A 23,049-nucleotide genomic window follows, 5' to 3' on the forward strand; every position below is an offset into this window, starting at 1 on the left:
CGCGGGCGAAGGAAGACGCCCTGAAATGCAGAGGCCCAAGCGAAAACCACCCCGCTGGAAAGCAGAAAACCGCAAGCAACGGTCAACACGGTGTGCCGCAAAGGTGGACACGGTGTGCTGGAACGGTGGACACGGCCTTCAGGAACGGTGGACACGGTGTGCCGGAACGGTGGACACGCGTGGGGGTGAGGGTGGGGTGGGTTAGCGGGTGGCGGTGAGTTCGTCGAAGGTGGGGAAGTTTTCGGCGAGGTGGTTGCCGGTGAAGTTGCCGACCCAGCCTTCGTCGTCGTGGAAGAACCGGATCGCCACGTAGTCCGGACGCGTGCCCATGTCGAACCAGTGCGTCGTATTCGCGGGCACGCTCAACAAATCACCCGCTTCGCACAAAACCCCATAGACCTTGCCATCCACGTGCAAATAAAACACACCGGACCCGCGAGCGAAGAACCTGTCCTCATCATCGTCATGCGTGTGCTCGGCGAGGAACTTCTGGCGGGCTTCCAAAGCGGCGGAAGTCCACTCTGGAGTGTCGGCAGGCGTCATGTGCAAGGCGTCCACGTACACATAGCCTTCGGATTCGATCACCTGGGACACATACGCCTCATAAGCGGCAAGCACCGACTCAGACGAGGGCTCCGCGGCCAATCCGGCCACCACGGGCCAGCGGTCGAAGCGGACTCCGAGCTGCTTGAGCTCGGCCTTGATCTCCTCGGCGTCCGAGGTACGCACGAGTACCGAGGACGCGTCCGTGTCGGGCCATACGGTCAGCAGCGTCATGTTTCGATTATGAACCGAAGCAGCCACTCCAGGCACTCCGTGCGGTGCCTGGCTTGATGCAGGTCACTACCCCAGACATACAGCCCGTGCCGGGCCACGATCAAAGCGGGCGTATCGGCCCGATATCCCGCCTCGAAAGCGTCCCCAAGCACAGTCATGTCCTGGCTGTTGGGCACTACAGGGATGGTCACGACGTCGTCATGGGCCGAGCGCCCGAAGCCCTTGAGCATCTCCAGGTCACGCAACACCACACCCGAAGGCCAGCGCTCAGCGGCCAGCACCGGGGCCAAAGCATGCACGTGCACAACCGCGCCAGCCCCGGAAACAGCAGCGATACGCCCATGCAAACCGGCCTCGGCCGAAGGAACCCCCTGGCTGAGAGCAGCACCGGAAGCATCGATCAGCACCACGTCCGACGAGGTCATCTCGCCTTTGTCCAAGCCGCTGGCGGTCACGGCCAGCCGAAGCGGCGAAGTGCCCACAACGACCGAAAGATTTCCGGAGGTCCCCCGCATCCAGCCAATCGAGGCATACCGGGCACACTCCGCAGCCAGCAGCGACCCGGCTTCCGAAAGGTTCACGGCAGGTCCACCGAAACCTCGGCGAACGACTTCACGGCCAAGTGCGAGCCGAAATCAGCGTCGCCGAAAGGCTCACCCGGCCGCGCCAAACCGACGGTCTGCCAACCATCCGCCACAGCCGCATCCAACTCCATCGGCACATCGGAGAAGAACACGATCTGAGCCGAAGGCGCGCCCAAAGCCGAAGCAATCGCGCGGTAAGAAGGAGCCTCACGCTTCGGACCCGCGTTGACCGTGTCAAAGTGCTGGGAGAACAAGGAAGTGATGTCGCCCTCGGAAGTCCGCGAGAACGCGGCGATCTGCCCGGGAACCGAGCCGGAGGAGAACACCGCGAGGTCCAAACCCTTGTCGTGCCAAGCACGCAACGCGGGCACAACGTCCGGGAACAACTCCGTCACCAGATCGCCATCGGCGTAACCACGCTGCCAGATCAAGCCCTGCAAGGTCTTCAGTGGCGCGATTTTCTGGTCCGCGTCCATCCACCCATGCAGCACGGCGACAATTTCATCAACGCCCGCCGAAGCGGAAAGCCCGCCGAGCGAACGGATCTGCGCAACCGCGTCGGCCACAACGGGATCCGAAGCGTGCGAAGTGATCCACGGACCAAGACGGGTCCGCGCGTAGTCGTACAGCACGACGTGCACCTGGCTGGTCGGGGTCAAGGTGCCCTCGATGTCGACCACGACCCATCGGGCAGTCAGTGCGGTCACTGGTTCGGCTCTCCTTCGGCGTAGTACTCGGCAATCCGGTGCGGTTCGAACGGACCGCGGTCGGTCACGATCGAGGTGACGAACCGTGGTGGCGTCACATCGAAAGCGGGGTAGAGGCCGCGCACCTTGTCGCTCGCGGTGCGCATGCCAAGCGTGTTCAGGACGTCCTCGCCCGCACGGTATTCCAACGGGACGTCTTCAGCGGATCGGGCGTCCTGGTCGGGCGCTTGCACCATGGCGTAGAACGGCACGTTGAACGCGGCCGCGGCGACCGCGAGGCCGAGCGTGCCGACCTTGTTGATCACGTGCCCGGCCATCGTGACCCGGTCGGCCGCGGTGACCAGGGCGTCGACCTCGCCGGACTGCAGGATCGCCGCGCCCATTCCGTCGGTGATCAACGTGGTGTCCACGCCCATCTCGGCGAGTGTTTCCGCGGTCAGCCGTGCGCCTTGGAGGTACGGCCGGGTCTCGGTGCAGAAGAATCGCAGGCGTTTGCCGCTGCGCTGGGCCGCGTCGACGAGTTCGACAAGATAGAGGTCCGCCCAGCAATGGGTGAGCACTCCGCCTTCGAAAGGCAACAGGGCCGCGGTCGCTGTCCCCAGAGCGCGGCTGCGGCTTCGGTACAACTCGTCGCCTGCCTTGGCCCCCGCCACCGCGGCCGAGACAAGCGATTCGCCGGAACCGGACACTGAGGACAGAACCGCGTGTACTGCCTTGCGCAAGTGGTTGTTTGTCGAACGTGCTCTGATCAGCTTGGTTCCGGCTTGTTCCAGATAGGCGTACGCCGCGTGCGGGCGTAAGCCCGCCGCCTCGCGGGCAGCGAGCACCATGCCGTACAACGCGGCGAAGTACGGGCCGGAGGACTGGGTGACCATGTCCTCAATGGCCTTGGCGACCTCGGTGGATGTACGGCACAGCACCCATTCCCGCGAGAATGGGAAGTTACGGCGGTCAAGGATCAGCACGCCGTCGTCGGTGAGCCGGACGCTGTCGGCCAGCGTCGGACCCATCAGCTGTATCCCGTGAACGGCGGGTGTTCACCCGTCAGAAAGTACTGGCCGACCTCGCGTGCTTTGTAGACGACCGGGTCGTGCAAGGTCAAAGTCCTCGCGTTACGCCAGAACCGGTCGTAGCCGAACTTGGTCGCGGTCGCGCGGGCGCCCATGAACTCGAACACCTTCGAGGTGGTCTCGTTGACCACGCGTGTGCTGAAGACCTTGGCGGACGAGATGGTCACGGCCGTGCTGGCCCGTTGCTCGGCAGTCAGGTCGCTTCCAGCGGCAACGGACTGGCGCAAGGATTCCGATGCCCGGTCGGCCAATGTGCCCGCAGCTTCCAGAGAGGCGACGAGTTCTCCATACCCGGCAACGATGTACGGATCAGCCGAAGCGGATTCCACACCGGACAGGATCCACGGCCGCGCCTGGCCCCGCGTGTACGCGGCGGCCTCGGCCAGGGCGCCTGCCGCGATCCCAACGTAGATCTGGGTCAGTGCGAGCTGGAACCCCAAGGCCGCAAGGGAAAGCCGGATCGAGTCAGCCGGTTGCGCGCCGAGCACGTCCGCGCCATCCACGGCGACGTTCTCGAACACGATGCCGCCGCTGGCGGTCAGCCGCTGACCGGTGTTGTCCCAATCGGACGGATACGAGATTCCCGGCGCCTTCGCGTCCACTGTGAACGTGAGCTTCTCCTCAGTGTCCACTCGGGTCGCCGAGACGACCAGCCGGTCGGCCACAGAGGCGCCGGTCGCGAAGGTCTTACGGCCGTTGACAATGAAGCCGTCCGAAGTGGGCGTCAGCTCCAGCGCCGCGTCCAGCGGGTTGCTGACACCAGACCAGAACCAGTTCCGGTCCGCACGCATCCGTGTGGCGACGGACGGGTTGTCGAACAGCTGCGCGCGCCACAGGTGCAGGTAGTGGTACCCGATCAGATGCCCGATCGACGCGTCGGCCGCGGAGATGATCCTGGTTACCGCGTCGGCCGCGTCCTCGTCGGCGGCAAGCAGACCCGAGGAGCGCAGCAGTTCGACCTCGGCTGCGGGAGGCCGGTTTGCCCGGTCTCGTTCGGCCGCGTCCGCCTTGAGCTGCGCGGCCACCTCTTCGGCCAAGCCGATCCAGTCCGTCATGGCCGAAACGGTACTGGGCATCGGCGGCCATGCCGTGCCCTGTCCCACGGCACTAAACTTGCGGGAGACGCAAACTTGCGCGACACGCAGTTTTGTGCCAGTGTCGGATGGTGTCAGGGCTGAGAGAAAGCAAGAAACGGGCCACGCGGGAGGCGCTGAGCTGGGAGGCGTTGCGCCTCGCGGTCGAGCGTGGCATCGAGAACGTGCTGGTCGAGGACATCGCGACGGCCGCGGGTGTGTCACCGCGGACCTTCAACAACTACTTCTCGAGCAAGTACGAGGCGATCGTCTGGCGTGAGCTGGACCGGATGGTCCGGATCGGCGACATCCTGCGGGAACGCCCGCCGGACGAGCCGTTCTGGGACTCGATCGAGCATGCCGTGCTTGCGATCTACGGCAATGACAACGAGACCACACCGCCGGACAAGACGTGGACCGACGGCGTCCGCGAGCTGATCAGCGCGCCGTTGCTGACGGCCGAGTACCTCAAAGCCGACGCGGCGATGACGCGCGCGCTTGCCGAGGCGATCGCCGAGCGTCTTGGAATGACAGAACAGGACATGTACCCGCGGGTGATCGCCGGTTCGGTCGGCGCGGCCTGCAGCGCCGCGCAGGAGCAGTGGGTCAACGCCGATCCCGTGGTGCCGTTGGGGCCGCTTGTCCGGCAGGCGCTGGGATATCTGAAACGAGGAGAACCATGATCGCGATAGCTGGGGGCGGGCCGAATGGGCTGATGCTCGCGTGTGACCTAGCGCTTGCTGGGGTACGCCCGGTCGTGCTGGAGAAACTGCCTGAGCGCAGCAAAGAACCGAAGGCCAACGGTATGGTCGGGCAAGTTGTGCGGCTGCTGCATCGCAGAGGATTGCTTGAGCGTCTCGGCAGTGAGACTCCATTCCGGACGCCGAGGTTCATGTTCGGCATGCTGCAGCTGGATCTGTCCGAAGTCGACGACAACCCGATGACAATTCAGCTTGTGCCGCAGCGGCGCCTTGAGCAAGTACTGGAAGAACGCGCGCTGGAGCTCGGCGTGCAGATCCGGCGGGGTCACGAGGTCGTGGCTTTCACCCAGGACGAGTCCGGAGTGGACGTCGAAATCCGTGGCCCGCAAGGCGAATACCGGCTGAGTGCGGAGTTCCTCGTCGGCGCGGACGGCGGCCACAGTCCGGTCCGCAAGCTCGCCGGAATCGACTTCCCCGGTGTGTCCACAGAGAAAGGTGTTGTCCGGGTGGCGAACGTGACCCTGCCGGAAAACCTGGACGTGCCTGCCGGAGTACACATCAGGACCGAACACGGTGTGTTCTTCCACATCGAGTTGGTGCCAGGCAAACCGATGGTGATGACCGTCGAGTGGGATCCGGCGGACAACACCCCGATGACCCTTGAGGAAATGCGGCAGAGCATCCACCGCGTGCTAGGCACGCAGATCGCGATCGGACCGCCCGCCGGAGAAGGCCCGCACCTGTTGCGCAGGACGTCCGGCGGCAATACCCGGATAGCGGAGAAATACCGGGATGGCCGGGTTTTCCTGATCGGTGACGCGGCACACGTGCATTCCGCGATGGGTGGCCCTGGTCTGAACCTCGGCTTGCAGGACGCCGCGAACCTGGCATGGAAACTGGCAGCGGCTGTCAACGGCTGGGCGCCGGACGGATTGCTTGATACCTATGAAATCGAGCGGCGTCCACCCGCCGAACGGGTTGTCTTGCACACCCAGGCACAGTCCGCGCTGAGCGGTCCAGGGCCGGAAGTGACCGCGCTGCGGGCGTTGTTCACCGAGCTGATGACCAAACCGGACGTTGCCGCGCATATCGCGGAAACCCTGGCCGGGTCGGACATCCGTTACCCAACGGGGACGAACCATCCGCTGGCCGGGAAGTTCCTGCCGGACGAGGTACCGGCGCCACAGCTGCGGGACGCGCGGCCGGTATTGGTGGATTTCGCCCGAAACCCCGCACTGAAGGACATTGCGGCGCAATGGATCGACCGTGTCGACGTCATCGAAGTCGAATCAACGAATGCGCATCCGGACGTGGTTCTGGTCCGTCCGGATGGCTATGTCGGATGGGCTGGTTGCGGTGTCCTCAGTGGACTGCGTGAGGAATTGGCCACGTGGTTCGGTAGTCCGCGAATGGTGACCATCGTTTCGTAGCGCATGCGAACGAATACGTTCCGTGGTCGAGCAGAGCGGTCGTTATGGCATCGAGATTCAGTGCGCGTCATCATTTCCGGTGCTACGCCGAACAGGCCAATGTGGACTACGTGGAATAGGCCAGTTGTCTGATTGTCTATACCGCTTCACGGGGTTGTGCTCTGGTGGCAGTTTCTTGCCACGATCCCCATGAAGGGTTTGGCTGTGACATCACGATCTCCACTCCGTAGATGCGCCGGGTTGGCGGTGCTGGCGTTCAGCACCGCCGCACTTGGTCTCGCGGTGCCCGCGGCAGCGCTTGCCGCGCAACCGCCGGCCCCGGAACAACCGGTGCCCGGCAACGAGAAGACCCTGGACTCCCGTGACCGCGCCTTGGTCGCCGAGGCGGTGAAGGCGGGCAAGCAGTCCGTCACCGTCCTCGTCGCCGCCGAGAAGGGGCGTGCCGACGCGGCCGCCAACGAGCTGCGGTCGATCGGCGCGAACGTCAAGTCGGTCGAGAAGGACGTCGACTACCTCAAGGTGACGTTGCCGCCGGACAAGGCGAGGCAGGCGGCCAAGCTCGACGCGGTCCGTGCGATCGACGTCGACGGCCTGATCGCCCGTGACGAGCCGGGCACCGAAGGGATGGCCGATCCCATCCCGCAGCCCGCGCCGGGCGCCAACACCCCGAGGGCCAACCCGTACATGCCGACGGGGGACACCAAGGCCGCCCAGTTCGGCCAGCTTTTCCCGTTCTGGGACGGCAAGGACGTGCTCGTCGCGATCCTGGACAGCGGTGTCGACCTCGACCACCCCGCGCTGGCCAAGACCAGCTCGGGCGACCGCAAGATCGTCGACTGGTACAACGCCAACGCCCCGGACTCCGGTGACAGCACGTGGGTCGCGATGTCACAGGAGACCTTCACCGGCACGTTCACGGCAGCGGGCCGTTCTTGGACCGCGCCAGCGACCGGCGGCCCGTACACGATCGGTGTCTTCAACGAGAACGCCGGTGTGAACGACTTCGCGAACGCGGCAAGCGAGATCGGCGGTGACGTCAACCGCGACGGCGACAAGGCCGACCGGTTCGGCGTGCTGCAGGACGTCGCCACCAAGGAGGTCCGCGTCGACCTCAACGGCAACGGCAACTTCACCGACGACACCGCGATGATCGACTACAAGGTCAAGCAGGATGTCGGCCACTTCGGCACCGACAACCCGGCCACCGCGGGCGTCCGCGAGACCGTTCCTTTCGTTGTGCAGACCGACAAATCGATCTACGGCACCGCGGATCAGCCATTCGTCGGCCTCGGGATCGCCGCGGGCGCACACGGTTCGCACGTCGCCGGTATCACCGCCGGTAACGCGCTGCTGGATGGCAAGATGGCCGGTGCGGCGCCAGGCGCGAAGCTGATGGCCGTCAAGGCCTGCCTGTCGACGCCGTCGTGCACCGACAGCGGCCTCACCGACGGTGTGCTCTACGCGGCCCGCAACGGCGCCGACGTCGTGAACATCTCCATCGGTGGCCTGCCGGCGCTCAACGACGGCAACAGCGCACGTGCGCAGATCTACAACCGGATCATCGCGCAGTTCAACATCCAGCTGTTCATTTCGGCTGGCAACAGCGGTTCCGGTGCCAACACCGTCGGCGACCCCTCGGTGGCATCGGACGCGGTGAGCGTCGGCTCGTCGGTCACCAAGGAGACCTGGCTGGCGAACTACGGCTCGCAGACCGCGAAGAAGGAGGGCCTGCACCCGTATTCGTCGCGTGGCCCGCGTGAAGACGGCGGGTTCAAGCCGAACATCGTGGCGCCGGGTTCGGCGATATCGTCGATTCCTTTGTGGCAGCCAGCTTCGCCAGTGCCGGGCACGTACACGCTGCCCAACGGCTACGCGCACTTCAATGGGACCTCGATGGCCGCCCCGCAGGCGACCGGTGCCGCCGCACTGTTGGTGAGCGCGTACAAGGCGACGCACGGTGGCAAACGGCCGAACATGGCCGCGCTGCGTAACGCGATCTACTCCTCGGCACGCTTCCTGGACGGCGTTGGCGCTTACGAGCAGGGCAACGGTCTGTTCGATGTGTTCGGCGCCTTCTTCCACTTGGCGAGCAACCCGAACCCGGACACCGTGACCAGCGCGGTCGAGGTGAACACCGTCCTGGAGGGCTTCCTGCCCAAGCCGGGAATCGGTGTCGGTATCCACGACCGTGAAGGCGTGGTGCAGGGCAAGCAGTACAACCGCACCTACACGTTCACCCGGACCTCCGGCAGCGACCGCACGATTCCGTACCGTCTCAAGTGGATCGGAAACGACGGCACGTTCTCCTCGCCGGACAAGGTGAACTTGCCGCTGAACAAGCCGGTCTCGTTCAACGTGAAGGTCAACCCGCGCAACGCGGGCGTGCACTCGGCAGTGTTGGAACTGGACAACCCGTTCACCTCCGGCACCGACACGCAGCTGCTGAACACGGTGTTCGTCGCGCAGCAGTTCGACGCTGGCAACAAGTTCACCGTCAGCCACAGCGGCAAGATCGACCGCAACCAGACCAAGAACTTCTTCGTCAACGTGCCGCAGGGCACCACTGGCCTGAAGCTCGACCTGGTCGGCGGCGGCTCGGCGCCTGGCGCCGGCCAGGTCCGGTTCGTCCGGGTCGACCCGCGCGGTATCCCGGTCGACGTGACGTCGACGACCAACTGCTACAACCCGGACGCAGGTGCGGGTTGCTCGACTGGTTCGCCGACGACTCGTACGGTCAACAACCCGCTCCCGGGTGTCTGGGAGTTCTATGTGGAGGCTCGGCGGACGTCCGACACCGCCTCGGCGCCGTTCTCGATCACGGCCACCGCGATCACCACGAAGATTAACCCGAACCCGGACACCGTCGAATCGATGCAGGCCGGTGTTCCGTTGCCGCGCAACTACTCGGTGGCCAACTCGACCGCTGCTTTCAACGGGCGCCTCGTCGGCGGCCCGCTGAGCAGCGCGCTGCAGCAGCGGCCGAACATCGCGCACCTGGCTCAGCAGCAGCGTGCGATTACGGTGTTGCCGGGTTCGACGTCGTTGAGCGTGGCGATCGGCAAGACGAGTGACCCTGTCGCGGACCTCGACCTGTTCCTGTTCAACTGCACCACGGGCACCTGTGTGCTCGCGGCGCAGAGCGCGGACGCGGACTCCGAGGAATCCGTCAGGGTCGTCAACCCGGCCGCTGGCCTCTGGGTCTCGCTTGTCGACGGTTTCGCAGTGCCCGCGGGCACCACGGACTTCGACTACCAGGACGTGTTCTCGTCGCCTCAGCTGGGCACGCTGGCCATCAACGACGCCAACGCCCAGCGCGGTGTCGGGGCCACGTGGAGCACGGCAGCCACGGTCACTGCCGCGGCGGTGCCGCCTGCTGGCCGCAAGTTGCGCGGTGACCTGACCGTGCAGACCAGTGACGGCGGAATCGTCGGCAATGGCACGATCCAGATCAACGCGGTCACACCGTAAATAGCTGAAAATACTTAGGGGGCGCCAGCTGGCGCCCCCTAAGTTTATGGTTTAGAAAATGACGTCGTTACACAGATAGAAAGCTTCGGCGCTGTCCGGCAGCTTGCGTTGCCAGATCGTGTAGATGAGGTGCCTTCCGGACTTGCCGCTCGGCAGCCTTGTTGCGATCTGGTACACGCCATTGGAAATCGGCGGGTTGGTCACCTCGTTGAACTGTTCGAGGTCGGACCAGCGCAGCGGGGTCAACGGGTTGTAGCCGTTGCGCGTGACGTACGTCGTCCACACCCCCAGGTGGGCGGCGGTTGCCCTGACCTGGAACGTGAAGTTCGCGCCCGAGGTCAGCCGGGTCGCAGGCCAGTCGTTGCGGGCCAGGTTCAGGCCGGTGTACTTGGCCCGGCCCGCGCCACAGAGCTGGCCGTCCGGGATGAACGCGCGGTGGTTGCCGTTCACGTTCGGCAGGTTGACTTCGTGCCAGTCGTAGAAGGCCTGTGTGCCACCGGCGGCGACGGCGGCCCTGCACGCGGCTGAGGTCGGGTTTTCCGGGTTCTCGTTGAATCTGCACTGGTACGTGCGGCTTGGTGGGTTCATCGTCGATCCGTGCGCACTCGCCGAGGAGATCGGCAGAACGGCGGACAACAGGATGGGGATCGCTCCGAGCAGGGCGACCATGGCACTTCTGCGGCGCTTGGTCATCAGGCGTCTCCTTGACAGCGTTGTCATGCGTTGCCATGAAGTCGTCGCGCCCGACTCAGGGTTCTGTCACGAGTGTGAATTGGTCTAGTCCAGCATGGCAAGGGTCCATTCGGGCTAAAAAGATTGCGGTGACACGCCCCTAACGGGCCGGAACAAACTCCCGATCTGAAGTCATACGAGGGGAAATTACCGCCCGACAACAGGAGTAGTGTCATGCGGCTGAGATCTGTCCTGGTATCGATCATCACCCTATTGGGAATCACTGTTTCACTCCCGCAAGCGAATGCGGCAGTCGGCGATGACTGGGCATTCGCGTACAACAACCACCTGGCCCCGATTGGCGGTTTCACACCGACGGACCCAGCCCGTCAGTGGAGCAAGAATGGTGGCCCGAGCGCCGAAGTCCGGTCGCCCGGTGTCGGCCAGTACGAGGTTCTGTTCCCCAAGACCGTGATCAAGCGCGGCATCGTGCACGTGACCGCCGAACGGCAGACGCCAGGTTGGTGCCAGGTCGAAGGATGGAAGAACGACACGGACGGCCTGCACGTGTTCATTCTGTGCTTCAAGCACGGCGGCACCCCCGACAACAGCCGGTTCGCTGTGATGGCAACGGAAAGCAGTGCGGGCATTGTGGTTCCGGCCTTCCCGGTGCATGCCTACGTGTTCTCCGACGCGACCGGGACGCTGTTGTCCACCTTCAACTCGTCCGGCTTCACCAACTCGGTCGGCTGGGGCGGTCCGGGTTCGGGGCTCTACAAAGTGGAGCTTCCGATGCGCGGAACCGAGAAGCCGAACGGGAACTTCCAGGTGACCGCGGTCGGCTCGAAGGCCGCGCGGTGCAAGATCGCCGACTGGGCGCCCACGAACAGTGGGCAGAACGTGCTTGTCGCGTGTTTCGACGGTTCCAGCAAGCCGTTCGACACCGCGTGGACGCTCAGTTACAACAGGGAACTGCCACTTATTGGGGAAAGCGGGCCGCCGAAGCGGTTCGGGTACGTCTGGGCGACGCCAACTTTGCCGCCGTTGACCAACTTCAACTCGGCTGGCGCGGCCAACACTGTCTTCTTTGGAACGGGCCAGTACCTGGTGACCTTCAAGACGATCGGTTTGCATGAAGATCACATGCAGGTGACCGCGTTCGGCAAGGGTCCGGCGTATTGCATCCTCGGCAACGTCTGGTTCAGCCATGGTGACTCCACGATCCGAAACGTGGAGTGCTACGACGAGTTCGGCACGCTGACCAAGCACGAACCCTTCGTCGCATACACATCACGGCACTGAACGAGCTCTTGACCATCCTGGCGGCTGAGTCTTTACTGTTCGGAAAGTTTCCTATTTAACTCGCCGCCAGGATGGAGCCTGCCATGCTCAGACGTGGGTCGGTTGCCGTGGTCACGTTGAGTTGCTTAGCCATGACCGCGACTCCGGCGACCGCTGCTCCCGCCGGATTTGTCCGCGTGGATCAGGTCGGATACGCGACGAGCGAAGCGAAGATCGGATATCTGCTCGGCACCGAGGCGGTCGCGGGCGCGTCGTTCTCCGTGATCGATTCCGCTGGCCGGACGGTGCACAGGGGCGCGGTCGGGGACAGCATCGGCGGCTGGAACGACACGTACACCGCCGTGCACCAGGTTGATTTCTCCAAGATCTCCCGGCCGGGAACCTACCGGGTGAAGTTCGCCGGCAAGATCACCGCCGAGTCGCCAAGCTTCACAGTGGACCGTGCGTCCGCGCTGTTCCAGCCGCTCGTGCACGCCACAACGGAGTTCTTCCAGGCTCAGCGTGACGGCAAGAACACCATCCCTGGGCGGCTGGACCGCAAGAAGGCGCACCTGACGGACACGAAGGCGACCGTCTACGCCGAGCCGAAGTTCAAGGGCGAAGGCGGCGACGAGCCCGCTGAACCGCTCAAGCCGATCGGCGGCCCGGTCGATGTCGAGGGTGGCTGGTTCGACGCCGGCGACTTCGTGAAGTTCACGTCGAACACCGCGTATGCGTTGGCGGAGATGGGATACGTCCAGCGCGAGGGTGGAAACGCTCAGCTGAACGCCGAGTTCAAGCACGGCCTCGACTGGCTGGACAAGGCGTGGGACGCGCGGACGAAAACGCTGTACGCGCAGGTCGGAATCGGTACCGGCAGCGAGGAATTCGGTTTCGTCGGCGACCACGACGTGTGGCGTCTGCCGGAAGCGGACGACCAACTGAACGTCAAACCCGGCGACCTTGAGTACTTCATCAAGTACCGCCCGGTGTTCGCGCAGGGACCGGCCGGATCGGCCGTCAGTCCGAACTTGGCTGGCCGGGTCGCGGCCGCGTTCGCGTTGGGTGCTCAGTTGGAGCGCGATCCACGGCAGGCCAGGCGTTATCTCGAAGAGGCCGCCTCGATTTTCGTCGCTGCCAAGACGAAGGACGTCGGCGAGCTCGTGACGGCGTTCCCGCACGCCTACTACCCGGAATCGTCCTGGCTGGACGACATGGAGCTGGGCGCGACGCAGCTCGCGCTCGCGGCCCGCAAACTCGGCGACTACAGGTACCTCGGCTGGGCGCGGCAGGCGACCCACTGGGCCAGCCAGTACATCGCCAGCACCGACAAGGACACGCTGAACCTGTATGACACCAGTGCGTTGGCGCACGCCGAGCTCATCGGGTTGCTGCGGCGTGGTGTTTACGGCGCTGAGGTGACCGAGCGTCAGGTGATCGACGACCTCAAGCGTCAGCTGGATTATGGTGTCACGCAGGCAGCGGCGAGTCCTTTCCGGACAGCCGTGGACATCACCAACTTCGACGCGGCAAGCAAGAGCTTCGGCTTCGCCGCGACCGCTCGGTTCTACCGCGCGGTGACTGGTGACCGGACGTACGACGCTTTCGGTGTGCAGCAACGGAACTTCGCGCTTGGCTCGAACGCGTGGGGTATTTCGCTTGTTGTCGGCGTGGGTTCGAACTACCCGAAGTGCCCGCACCACCAGGCAGCGAACCTTGCTGGTGACCCGAATGGCGGCAAGCGTGTGCTGTACGGCGCCGTGATCAACGGCCCGAACGGCGCGGCGAACTTCGAGGGTCTCGGCGAGATGCCGCCGGGCGCGATCCCGTGCTCGAACTCGTACGAACCGTTTGACGGCAAGGGTTCTCGGTTCTTCGACGACCTGAGGTCGTGGCCGAGCTCGGAACCGGCGATCGACTTCACCTCGACCGCCCTGCTGGCCTTCGGCCTCTCCAGCTGAAAAGACCCTCGTGAGTGTTTTCGCCGGTTCTAACCGGCGAAAACACTCACGAGGTCTGAGCAGGGGTTTTGGTCTTCGTTTTGGTGTTGGTCTTGGTTTTCTTGGTCTTGCTGGGGTTCGTCGGGTCGACGGGCTCTTCTTCCTCGACCACTGTTTCTTCCACGACCGGCGGTGTGGATGTCGGTCCTGGCGTCTTGGCGACTGTGTCGCGCTTGTCCGACGGACGCGGTTGTTCTCGTTGCTGATTGACCGGTTGTTGTTGCGGCACAGAAGATTCGCCGCTGATCACCGCGCCGTTGTCAGGCTGGATCCGGACGGGCGTGTTGGTGTCCGTTGTCGGCGCGGAGACGAACAACGCGATCGCTCCCGCCGTCAAGCCCGCGCCGACGATGGCCGCTGCTTTCGACGCGATTCGCCTGCGTGGCTCGGGTACTGCCGCAGGGGCTTCCGCGCGCAGAAGATCAACGCATTCGGCGGCAGTCGGGCGTTCCGCGGGCTCTGTGCGCGTCATCCTGTCGAGCGCTTCGGCAAGCGGCTTCGGAATGTCGTCGGGGATGTTCGGTCGCCTGCCGAGTCGCGCGAGGACCGTCTCGGCGTCAAGACCGGGATATTCGATCTCGCCCGTGACACATTCGAGGAGAATCAAACCGAGACCGTAGATGTCGGCAGGCGGCCCGACCTCGGTGCCAAGTACCTGTTCGGGTGACAAGTAGGCCGCGGTTCCCACCAAACGGTCCGAAGCTGTGATACCGCTACGCGCGAGCAGCTTGGCCAACCCGAAGTCGGCAAGGTGCGGCACGCCATCGGCGTCCAGCAATATGTTGCCAGGCTTGATATCCCGGTGAACGACATTTTTGGAATGCACGTACGCCAACGCCTTGGCGATCCCGATACCGATCGCGCGGACCTCGTCGACCGACATTGGCCCTTCGTCGATCCGGTGACCGAGCTGCGGCCCGTTGACCAGTTCGAGCACGAGGAACGGTTCGCCGGCGGCGACACCGGAGTCGAAGACCTTGACAAGGCCAGGATGGTCGAACCCGGCGAGGAGCTTGGCTTCGTCCTCGAACCGAAGGCGCCCGACCGGATCGGCGTGCGGCTGGAAAATCTTGACCGCGACCTCACGATCCAGCCGCTGATCCCATGCTCTGAGGACGCGAGCGGTCCCACCGCGGCCGAGCAGGGAGATCAACCGATAACGATCGGCCAGCACGGGCGCGGCGCGTCCGCCGGATTCCTCGTACATCTAAGCCACACTAGCGACCATGGATCTCAAATCCATAGCGGACCAGCTCTACGCGCTGCGGCCAACCGAGTTCATGGCCGCACGCGCGGAGTTCGTGCGCGCGGCGAAAGAAGAAGGCGACAAGCAAGCGGCTGCGGCGATCGGCAAGTTCCGCAAGCCGTCAACGGCAGCATGGGCGTTGAACCTGCTTGCGCGCAGAGAACCGGCCGAGCTCAAACGCCTGGCGAACCTCGGTGCGTCATTGCGTGACGCACACGGCAGATTCGACGGCGAAACCCTGCGTGAACTGTCCAAACAGCGGCACCAGTTGATGCGTGCCCTCGTCGCGCAGGTCAGATCCCTGGCCTCAGGCGAAGGGCAAAAGCTGAGCGAGACCGTCGTGCGAGACATCGAGACGGTGTTGGCGGCGGCCCTGTCGGATCCGAACGTGACCGAAGTGTTGCAAGCCGGAACCTTGTCGGCCACCAACGACCTGACATTGCCGGAAGCCTGGCCAGAGCCACCTGAACCGGTGATAGACGAAGTAGCCCTGCGGCGTGAACAACGAGCGGAGCGTCGCCGTCAAGAACTAGGCCGCGCCCGAGCGGAAGCCCAACACACATCGGAAGTCCGGGACCGCGCGCAGTCAGCGTTGGCCCACGCCGAGCAAAAAGCCGCACGCGCGGCCCAACAAGTCGCGGACCTGACCGCGGAGCTGGAGCGCGCCCGGGCCGCTGAGCAGGAAGCGGCTGGTGAAGTCCGCGAGGCACGCACGGTGTTCAGGACGGCGGAGAAGGCGGCCGAGCGGGCCAGGCGTCAACTGGAGTCACTGGAGTAGGTGGTATTAAAATACCGCCATGGTGGAAATCAAGACTTCTCGCGAGGTCGCGGCGATGGGCGTGACCGGCGCTTTTATCGCCGGGCTGCTCGACGACCTCGAGGGGTTGGCCAAGCCCGGTGTCAACCTGCTGGACCTGGAGCATCGTGCCCGCGACCTGATCGCGGAGCGTGGGGCTTCGTCGTGCTACTGGGACTATGCGCCGTCTTTCGGGCGCGGGCCGTTCCGTAACGTTATCTGTCTTTCGGTGAATGACGCGGTGCTGCACGGCTTGCCGCACTCCTACACCTTGCGTGACGGTGACCTGCTCAGCATGGATATTGCGGTCTCGATTGATGGATGGGTCGCCGATTCCGCGCGGAGCGTGATCGTCGGTACGGCCCGGGCCGAGGATGTTCACCTGATCGAGGCAACAGAGCGGGCTTTGGCGGCCGGGATTTCCGCTGCCGTGCCAGGAAACCGGCTCGGAGACATCTCGGCGGCTATTGGGGCGGTCGCCACTTCGTATGGTTACTCGGTCAACACCGAGTTCGGCGGGCATGGGCTTGGCCGGACGATGCATGAGGATCCCCATGTTCCGAACATGGGACGCGCTGGTCGTGGGCTGAAGCTGCGGCCCGGGTTGACGCTGGCACTTGAGCCTTGGTTGGCCAGCGGGACCGACAAGATCGTCTATGACCCCGACGGCTGGACAATTCGATCGGCTGACGGATCCCGAACCGCGCACAGCGAACACACCATCGCCGTCACGGATGGGCGGGCGTTGGTACTGACCGCATCCAACGGGCAGCTTTGATCGCACCAGCAATTTCCCAGGGGGACCCCCGATTTTTACGTTACCGTAGGGGGCTGACAGTTCCGGGGAGCCGCTACTGACTCAAGAGAGTTTTCGCACCTCAGAGGTGGTCTGTCGGCGTGGGGAACGAGGGTGCGAAACGTGGGCGGCAAGGTGTGGCCGCGGTATTGGTGGTCGACGGCTGTCCACAGTGGCCTTAGCTCAGGCTCGCGACGGTTCGTGAGGGGAACTTTTGGGGCGTTGGAAACCGTGAAGGTGACCTTCACGGCGTCAACTTGGGTGATAGGTGTGGTGTGCGTGGCTAGTGGGACTCATGTGACGGTAACTCGTCCATTGTGGACCTGAAATGTCGGCGACAGTCGACCCTGCGCCGTTTGTGACCAGCTGAAACGTTCAAGTCCGTGGCCTCACCTGCACCACCAAATCCCCCAGGGGACCCCCGATTTCAACGCTACCGTACGGGGCTGACAGGTTTGAGGGGTCGAGCTGAGTTATCCACAGGCGCTACTGGACGATGGTGCGCAGTGTGGACACAGCCCCCGCCCGATGCTCATTCCACAGCCGCACAACCTCGGCAGCGTCTCCTGCGCGAATGGCCGCGATGATCGCCTTGTGTTCGGCATGAACCCGGGCACGGTTGTCGGCAGAGCTGTAATACAAAGCCCGATAGGCATCCGTCGCGTCCCACATGACCCGGACAAGCCGAGTCAACCGCGGCATGCCAGAAGCCTCAAGCACCGTGAAATGGAACTGCCGGTTGGCTGCGGCCATCGCGACGATGTCGTCAGCCGCCGCGGCCCGCATGATGTCCTCTTCCGCCTGCTCAAGGCGTTCGATGTCCTCCGACGACATCAGCGGCACGGCCCGCAGGGTCGCCTCGGTCTCAAGCAGCTCGCGAATCCGGTACACCTCAAGCAAATCGTCCAACGAAAGATCGGCGACCTGATACCCGCGGTGCGGCCGGTAGATGACCTGCCCCTCGCCCTCCAAGGTCCGCAGCGCTTCCCGAAGCGGAACGCGACTCACGCCGAGCTTCTCGGCAAGCGAGTCCTGGCGGATGGGCGAACCGGGGGACATCTCGCCGGTCAGGATCGCCCGACGCAGCTCGGCGAGCACGAATTCCTGGGTTGTCAGCGGGCGCTTCATCGGGGATTGCTCCGGTATTCGGCAGGGGTACGGCTCAGACTGATCGGGTTCGCGATGTGTGACAAGCCGTCGATCGACACGACCGGCGACAAGCCGACCGAAGAAGCCAGCGACACGGCCTCGGCCACATCGTTGATCGGTCCACAAGGGACACCGGCATCGTTCAGCACCGAGAACCAGTGTGCCGCGTCTTCCGTGGACAAACGGGAGTTGATCGCGGCAGTCAAAGCGTCCTGATTGGTCACGCGCAAAGCATTCGTGGCGAACCGCGGATCAGGCGGCAAGGACAACGCGGCACACAGGGCAGCGAACTGCTTGTCGTTGCCAACTGCGAGCACGATTTGCCGGTCGCGAGCCGTGAACACGGCATATGGCGCCACGCTGGGATGAGCATTGCCCATCGCGCCAGGTACGACACCGGCCATCACGTACCCCGCGGACTGGTTGACCAGCGCGGAAAGCAGCGACGACAACAGTGAGACTTCGACAAGCTGGCCCTCTCCGGTCATCGACACGTGCCGCAACGCGGCAAGGATGCCAGCCATCGCATGCAGCCCCGTGATCACGTCCACCAACGCGACCCCGGCCTTGACCGGCGACTCGGGTGTCCCGGTCACGCTCATCAACCCGCCGACGGCCTGAACGAGCAGGTCGTAGCCGGGCAACGACGATGACGACCCAAATCCCGTGATCGAGCAGTACACCAACCGCGGATTCACGGCCGACAACGACGCGTAGTCCAGGCCGTGGCGCGCCATCGTGCCTGGCCGGAAGTTCTCGACCACGACATCCGCCGACGAGGCCAGCTCCACTGCCGCTGGGTCCGCGAGATCCAGCGTGACCAAGCGCTTGTTCCGGTTGAGGCCCATGAAGTACGTCGACACCCCGTCGACATGCGGCGGCCCCCACGCGCGGGTGTCGTCGCCAGTTCCCGGCCGCTCGACCTTGATGACCGTCGCCCCAAGGTCGGCGAGCAGCATCGTGGCGTACGGCCCGGCCAGCACACGGCAGAAGTCGGCGATCGTCACGCCGGACAGAGCTTGCACGCTGTGAACCCTATCATTGGAGAATTGATATTGGATCCAATTCTGGGTTAGCCTGCCAACCATGACCCGTCTTGCCCCGCTGGATCTCGTCGACGCCGACAGCTTGCTCTCCGACGAGGAGTGCGCGATCCGCGACACGGTCCGCAAGTTCTGCACCGACCGGATCCGGCCGCACCTCGCGGAATGGTTCGAGCAGGGCGACCTGCCCGCGCGCGACCTGGCGCGAGAAATGGGCGATCTCGGCCTGCTCGGCATGCACCTGCATGGTTACGGCGCCGCGGGCACGAACGCGGTTTCCTACGGCCTGGCCTGCCACGAGCTCGAAGCCGCTGACTCCGGCGTGCGCAGCCTGGTCTCCGTGCAGGGGTCGCTGGCGATGTACGCGATCTACGCGTACGGCAGCGAAGAGCAGAAGAACGAGTGGCTGCCCAAGATGGTCAAGGGCGAGGCGATTGGCTGCTTCGGCCTGACGGAGGCCGATTTCGGCTCCAACCCCGGCGGCATGCGCACCAACGCCAAGAAGGACGGGTCCGACTGGGTGCTCAACGGCACCAAGATGTGGATCACCAACGGCTCGATCGCCGACGTCGCGGTCGTCTGGGCACGCACCGACGAAGGTATCCGCGGCTTCGTGGTCCCGACGAACACCAAGGGGTTCACGGCCAACACCGTGCACAACAAGCTCTCCCTGCGCGCGTCGGTCACCAGCGAGCTCGTCCTGGCGAACGTCCGGCTGCCCGGCGACGCGATCCTGCCCCTGAGCAGGGGCCTGTCCAGCCCGCTCGGCTGCCTGAACGAGGCCAGGTTCGGCATCATCTTCGGCTCGATCGGCGCGGGCCGGGACTGCCTTGAGGCCGCCATCGCCTACGCGGGCGACCGCGAGGTCTTCGACAAGCCGCTTTCGGCGTATCAGCTGACGCAGGCCAAGCTCGCCGAAATGGCCGTCGAGCTGGGCAAAGGCATGCTGCTGGCGATCCAGCTCGGCCGCTTGAAGGACGCGGGAACGCTCAAGCCCGAGCAGGTCAGCGTCGGCAAGCTGAACAACGTCCGCGCGGCGCTGCAGATTGCCAGGGAAGCCCGCACGATTCTCGGGGCAAATGGGATCACCCTGGAGTATCCGGTCATGCGACATGCGAACAACCTGGAATCAGTGCTTACCTACGAGGGTACGAGCGAGGTGCACTTGCTCGTGATCGGTCAGGCGCTGACGGGCCAGGCCGCATTCCGCTGATCTAGGAGGCTTGGACATGGGGGCGTTGTGGCACCCGTTCTCGGACATGGGTGCGGTCACCCAGAACGGCGAGTTCGTCGTCGCCCGTGGCGAGGGCGTGTACGTGTGGGACACCGAAGGCCGCAGGTACCTCGACTCGACCGCGGGGTTGTGGTTCACCAACGTCGGCCACGGTCGTCAGGAACTGGCTGACGTCGCGGCCAAACAGATGCGTGACATCGCCGCGTACTACACGTTCGGTGACGTGGCAACGCCAGCGACGATCGAGCTCGCTGAACGCCTGTCGTCGATCGCGCCGATGAAGGACACGAAGGTCTTCTTCACCAGCGGTGGCTCGGACTCGATCGACACGGCGTTGAAGCTGGCCCGGCGTTACTGGCACGAGCAGGGCAAGGCGGACAAGAACATCGTGATCGGACGGGAGCGCGCCTACCACGGCACGCACGTCGGCGGCACTGCGCTTGCGGGCATTCCGGGCAACCGCGAAGGCTACGGCTCGCTGATGCCAGACGCCGCAACGGTTACCTGGGATTCGGCTGAGGCCTTGCGGGCGGAGATCACGCGGATCGGCGCCGACAAGATCGCCGCGTTCTTCTGCGAGCCGGTCATCGGCGCCGGTGGCGTGTACCCGCCGCCGGACGGATACCTCGCCGAAGTCCGGAAAGTCTGCCGGGACAACGACATCCTGTTCGTCGCGGACGAAGTGATCACCGGCTACGGTCGGATCGGCGGCGCCTGGTTCGCCAGCACGCGGTTCGATCTGGACCCGGACATGATCACCACGGCCAAGGGCCTGACGTCCGGCTACCTGCCCATGGGTGCCGTGCTGATCGCTGGTCACGTCGCCGAACCGTTCTACAAGCCAGGTGTGTGGTTGCGGCACGGGTACACGTACTCCGGTCACGCCACGAGTGCCGCGGTCGCACTGGCCAATTTGGACATTGTGGAACGTGATGATTTGTTGTCGTCCGCGGCACGCCTTGAGTCCACTCTGGACAAGGAACTTGGCACGTTGGCTGTGCATCCCGCTGTCGCCGAGGTGCGCAGTGGTTTCGGTGCTGTCGCGGCGGTTCAGATGGTCAACGCGCCTGACGCTTTCACCATGATTCGCTTGCTGCGTAAGCATGGCGTGTCCGGTCGCGCCGTCGGTGCGGGCGGCTTGCAGATCTCGCCAGCCTTGACGATGACCGATTCCGAGGTCAGTGAGATGGTCGCCGGGTTCGACCAGGCATTGCGCGACCTCTAGTTTGGTCGTGAGTGGTTAGACGTGTTCTAACACGCTTAACCACTCACGAGGTTCTTACTGCACGGATAGGGAGTATTCGGTGCTGCCGGTCTTGCCGGACGAGTCCGTGCCGGTAATGGTGATCTTGTAGGTGCCCGTTTGGAACGGCGCGATGATGGTGATCTGCGACGATCCACCTGGGCTGACGGTCTGCGGGTTGAAGAACGGCTTGAACTGAACGCCGGTCGCGTCCAGCGTGATCGTGCCTGTTCCGCCGGTCGCTGAGACGGTCGCGGTCAGGAATCCTCCTGGCCGCGCCGTCCCGGACCCTGGTGACACAGCCAGTGTGAGGTCGCCGGTCGGCGGGCCACCGACGCTCAGGGTGAAGTCGGCGGTCTTGGTCTCGATAATTCCTTTGCCGGACACCGTGATTCGATGCTGACCGGCCGGTGTGGACGCTGAGGTTTCGATAGTCAGCTTGGCGTTCTGTCCAGATTGGATCTCGCTTGGCTGGAAGGTCGCCTTCGCGCCGGTGGGAAGTCCGGTGGCCGTCAGGCTTACGGTTTCAGCGCCCTGTTCGCCTGCCTTCGTTGTGACCGTTGTGGACACTGGTTTGCCCGCGTCGGTTTGGCCTTGTGATGGCGACAGGGCAAGGGCGAACGAACCAGGATTCTGGCCGCCGCCGATGAATCCGGTGTAGAGCAACTTGTTCGGCGAGCCGTTGCCCGGGTTACCCACCCCGCCGCTCGCGTTGTTCACGAGCGCGTCGCGAACCTGTTGCGGCGTCGCGGATTGGTTGGCGGTGAGGTAAAGGGCCGCTGCTCCCGCGACGTGCGGGCTGGCCATGGAGGTTCCGGACATAGTGGCCGACCCGCTGTTGATTCCCGTGGACACGATGTTGCCGCCCGGCGCGAAAATGTCGAGGCAGGAACCGTAGTTGGAGAAACTGCTCCGGCCATCGTTGCGTTCCGTTGATCCCACAGTGATCACCTCTGGCACGCGTGCCGGAGATGTGTTGCAGGCGTCGGCGCTACTGTTCCCAGCAGCCACGGCGACCGTGATTCCGTCTTGTACCAACGCTTTCGCCTGGGCGTCGCCGACGCCGACGTTGTCCATACCGAGGCTCATGTTGACGACCGCGGGTTTCTTGGCGTTCTTGGCAATCCATTCCATCGCGCTCACGGCCGCTGAATCCGGTGCGGTCCCGCCACACCCGAGGGCCCGCACCGCGACGATCTTGGCTTTCTTGGCCAGGCCGTATGTCTTGCCTGCGATCGTGCCTGCCACGTGGGATCCGTGGCCGTGGCAATCTTGTGCTTCGCTGTCGTTGTCCACGAAGTCGTAGCCGTAGCTTGCCCGGCCTTCCCATTCCGGGTTGTTCGGGTTGATGCCGGTGTCGATGACGTATGCGGTGACGGCTTCGCCTTTGTTGGCGTAGGTGTATTTGCTGTCCAGGGGCAGGGCTTTCTGGTCGACCCGATCCTGGCCCCAGGACGGCGGGTTGTTCTGGGTGTCCGCGATCCTGGCCATCCCGTCCTCGTAGACCGCTTGCACCCGTGGGTCGGCGGCCAGTCGCCGGGCCCCGGCCTCGGACAGGCCCCGAACATTGAACCCGGAATAAGAAACTCTGTATTCAGCGTGCAGAGTGCCGCCATACTGAATACTCAGTGCGGAAGCGGAAGAACCAGGCTTGGTCTGCACGATGTAGCTGCCGGGGAAATGCTGTTCAGCTTGAATGACAAGGCCTTCTGGTTGAGCGAAGGCGGGTGTCGCGGCAACCACAAGGGTAGCGGCAACGCCAAGAATCAATCTCATGAC

At 64.3% G+C, this 23,049-nt stretch carries 19 protein-coding genes; 9 read left to right on the top strand and 10 right to left on the bottom strand.

Annotation, left to right across the window (positions count from 1 at the left end; genetic code table 11):
- Window positions 1-201: 201 nt before the first annotated feature.
- The 5 genes from LWC34_RS25680 to LWC34_RS25700 are packed head-to-tail and all read right to left on the bottom strand — an operon-like array spanning window position 202 to window position 4,193.
- A complete protein-coding gene (locus LWC34_RS25680; protein ID WP_233727705.1) occupies window positions 202-777 on the bottom strand; it encodes a 1,2-dihydroxy-3-keto-5-methylthiopentene dioxygenase in 576 nt (191 codons plus the stop codon).
- Window positions 774-1,358 (bottom strand): methylthioribulose 1-phosphate dehydratase, encoded by a 585-nt coding sequence (mtnB, locus tag LWC34_RS25685; protein ID WP_308200135.1) that lies wholly within the window; start codon window positions 1,356-1,358, stop codon window positions 774-776. Before mtnB ends, LWC34_RS25680 begins: the two co-directional genes overlap by 4 nt.
- Complete coding sequence (gene mtnC / locus LWC34_RS25690; RefSeq protein ID WP_233727706.1) at window positions 1,355-2,068, bottom strand: acireductone synthase; 714 nt, start codon at window positions 2,066-2,068, stop codon at window positions 1,355-1,357. The genes mtnB and mtnC overlap by 4 nt, the downstream gene beginning before the upstream one ends.
- A complete protein-coding gene (locus LWC34_RS25695; protein ID WP_233727707.1) occupies window positions 2,065-3,078 on the bottom strand; it encodes a s-methyl-5-thioribose-1-phosphate isomerase in 1,014 nt (337 codons plus the stop codon). Before LWC34_RS25695 ends, mtnC begins: the two co-directional genes overlap by 4 nt.
- Window positions 3,078-4,193, bottom strand: coding sequence for an acyl-CoA dehydrogenase family protein (locus LWC34_RS25700; RefSeq protein ID WP_233727708.1), 1,116 nt, complete (start codon window positions 4,191-4,193; stop codon window positions 3,078-3,080). The genes LWC34_RS25695 and LWC34_RS25700 overlap by 1 nt, the downstream gene beginning before the upstream one ends.
- A 110-nt stretch (window positions 4,194-4,303) precedes the next feature.
- Here LWC34_RS25700 and LWC34_RS25705 point away from each other — a divergent pair, with 110 nt between their 5' ends.
- From LWC34_RS25705 to LWC34_RS25715, 3 genes are all read left to right on the top strand, one after another.
- The gene (locus LWC34_RS25705) at window positions 4,304-4,894 is read left to right on the top strand and encodes a TetR/AcrR family transcriptional regulator (RefSeq protein WP_233727709.1); all 591 of its coding nucleotides are present in this window, start codon (window positions 4,304-4,306) and stop codon (window positions 4,892-4,894) included.
- Window positions 4,891-6,342: an FAD-dependent monooxygenase gene (locus LWC34_RS25710; RefSeq protein ID WP_233727710.1), complete on the top strand. Its 1,452-nt coding sequence runs from the start codon at window positions 4,891-4,893 to the stop codon at window positions 6,340-6,342. The genes LWC34_RS25705 and LWC34_RS25710 overlap by 4 nt, the downstream gene beginning before the upstream one ends.
- 189 nt (window positions 6,343-6,531) lie before the next feature.
- Window positions 6,532-9,810 (top strand): S8 family serine peptidase, encoded by a 3,279-nt coding sequence (locus tag LWC34_RS25715; RefSeq protein ID WP_233727711.1) that lies wholly within the window; start codon window positions 6,532-6,534, stop codon window positions 9,808-9,810.
- Window positions 9,811-9,861: 51 nt separating this feature from the next.
- On the opposite strand, the gene LWC34_RS25720 is transcribed toward LWC34_RS25715, so the two are convergent.
- Window positions 9,862-10,503 (bottom strand): lytic polysaccharide monooxygenase auxiliary activity family 9 protein, encoded by a 642-nt coding sequence (locus LWC34_RS25720; protein WP_233727712.1) that lies wholly within the window; start codon window positions 10,501-10,503, stop codon window positions 9,862-9,864.
- Between the two features lie 213 nt (window positions 10,504-10,716).
- Between LWC34_RS25720 and LWC34_RS25725 the strand changes: the two genes are divergently transcribed.
- On the top strand, window positions 10,717-11,784 hold the full coding sequence (locus LWC34_RS25725; RefSeq protein ID WP_233727713.1) for a hypothetical protein: 1,068 nt from the start codon (window positions 10,717-10,719) through the stop codon (window positions 11,782-11,784).
- An 83-nt stretch (window positions 11,785-11,867) separates the two neighbouring features.
- Complete coding sequence (locus tag LWC34_RS25730) at window positions 11,868-13,724, top strand: glycoside hydrolase family 9 protein (protein ID WP_233727714.1); 1,857 nt, start codon at window positions 11,868-11,870, stop codon at window positions 13,722-13,724.
- Between the two features lie 46 nt (window positions 13,725-13,770).
- On the opposite strand, the gene LWC34_RS25735 is transcribed toward LWC34_RS25730, so the two are convergent.
- Entirely contained in the window at window positions 13,771-14,970 is a 1,200-nt protein-coding gene (locus tag LWC34_RS25735) for a serine/threonine-protein kinase (RefSeq protein WP_233727715.1), read from the bottom strand.
- A 19-nt stretch (window positions 14,971-14,989) separates the two neighbouring features.
- On the opposite strand from LWC34_RS25735, the gene LWC34_RS25740 reads away from it, so the two are divergent.
- Both LWC34_RS25740 and map read left to right on the top strand, forming a co-directional pair.
- Window positions 14,990-15,787 carry a hypothetical protein gene (locus tag LWC34_RS25740; protein ID WP_233727716.1) on the top strand — a complete coding sequence of 266 codons (798 nt, stop codon included), beginning with the start codon at window positions 14,990-14,992 and terminating at the stop codon, window positions 15,785-15,787.
- Window positions 15,788-15,806: 19 nt separating this feature from the next.
- Window positions 15,807-16,583: a type I methionyl aminopeptidase gene (gene map / locus LWC34_RS25745; protein WP_233727717.1), complete on the top strand. Its 777-nt coding sequence runs from the start codon at window positions 15,807-15,809 to the stop codon at window positions 16,581-16,583.
- A gap of 504 nt (window positions 16,584-17,087) precedes the next feature.
- Here map and LWC34_RS25750 read toward each other — a convergent pair.
- The gene (locus LWC34_RS25750) at window positions 17,088-17,729 is read right to left on the bottom strand and encodes a GntR family transcriptional regulator (protein WP_233727718.1); all 642 of its coding nucleotides are present in this window, start codon (window positions 17,727-17,729) and stop codon (window positions 17,088-17,090) included.
- A complete protein-coding gene (locus LWC34_RS25755) occupies window positions 17,726-18,775 on the bottom strand; it encodes a CaiB/BaiF CoA transferase family protein (protein ID WP_233727719.1) in 1,050 nt (349 codons plus the stop codon). Before LWC34_RS25755 ends, LWC34_RS25750 begins: the two co-directional genes overlap by 4 nt.
- 61 nt (window positions 18,776-18,836) lie before the next feature.
- Between LWC34_RS25755 and LWC34_RS25760 the strand changes: the two genes are divergently transcribed.
- Together LWC34_RS25760 and LWC34_RS25765 are read left to right on the top strand one after the other, a co-directional pair.
- Window positions 18,837-20,006 (top strand): acyl-CoA dehydrogenase family protein, encoded by a 1,170-nt coding sequence (locus LWC34_RS25760; protein ID WP_233727720.1) that lies wholly within the window; start codon window positions 18,837-18,839, stop codon window positions 20,004-20,006.
- Between the two features lie 16 nt (window positions 20,007-20,022).
- Window positions 20,023-21,252 carry an aminotransferase family protein gene (locus tag LWC34_RS25765; RefSeq protein WP_233727721.1) on the top strand — a complete coding sequence of 410 codons (1,230 nt, stop codon included), beginning with the start codon at window positions 20,023-20,025 and terminating at the stop codon, window positions 21,250-21,252.
- Between the two features lie 54 nt (window positions 21,253-21,306).
- Here the strand turns inward: LWC34_RS25765 and LWC34_RS25770 are convergent, their stop codons facing one another.
- Window positions 21,307-23,046 (bottom strand): S8 family peptidase, encoded by a 1,740-nt coding sequence (locus LWC34_RS25770; RefSeq protein WP_233727722.1) that lies wholly within the window; start codon window positions 23,044-23,046, stop codon window positions 21,307-21,309.
- Between the last annotated feature and the right edge of the window lie 3 nt (window positions 23,047-23,049).

The sequence above is a fragment of the Kibdelosporangium philippinense genome, assembly GCF_021390435.2.
Lineage (GTDB): Bacteria > Actinomycetota > Actinomycetes > Mycobacteriales > Pseudonocardiaceae > Kibdelosporangium > Kibdelosporangium philippinense.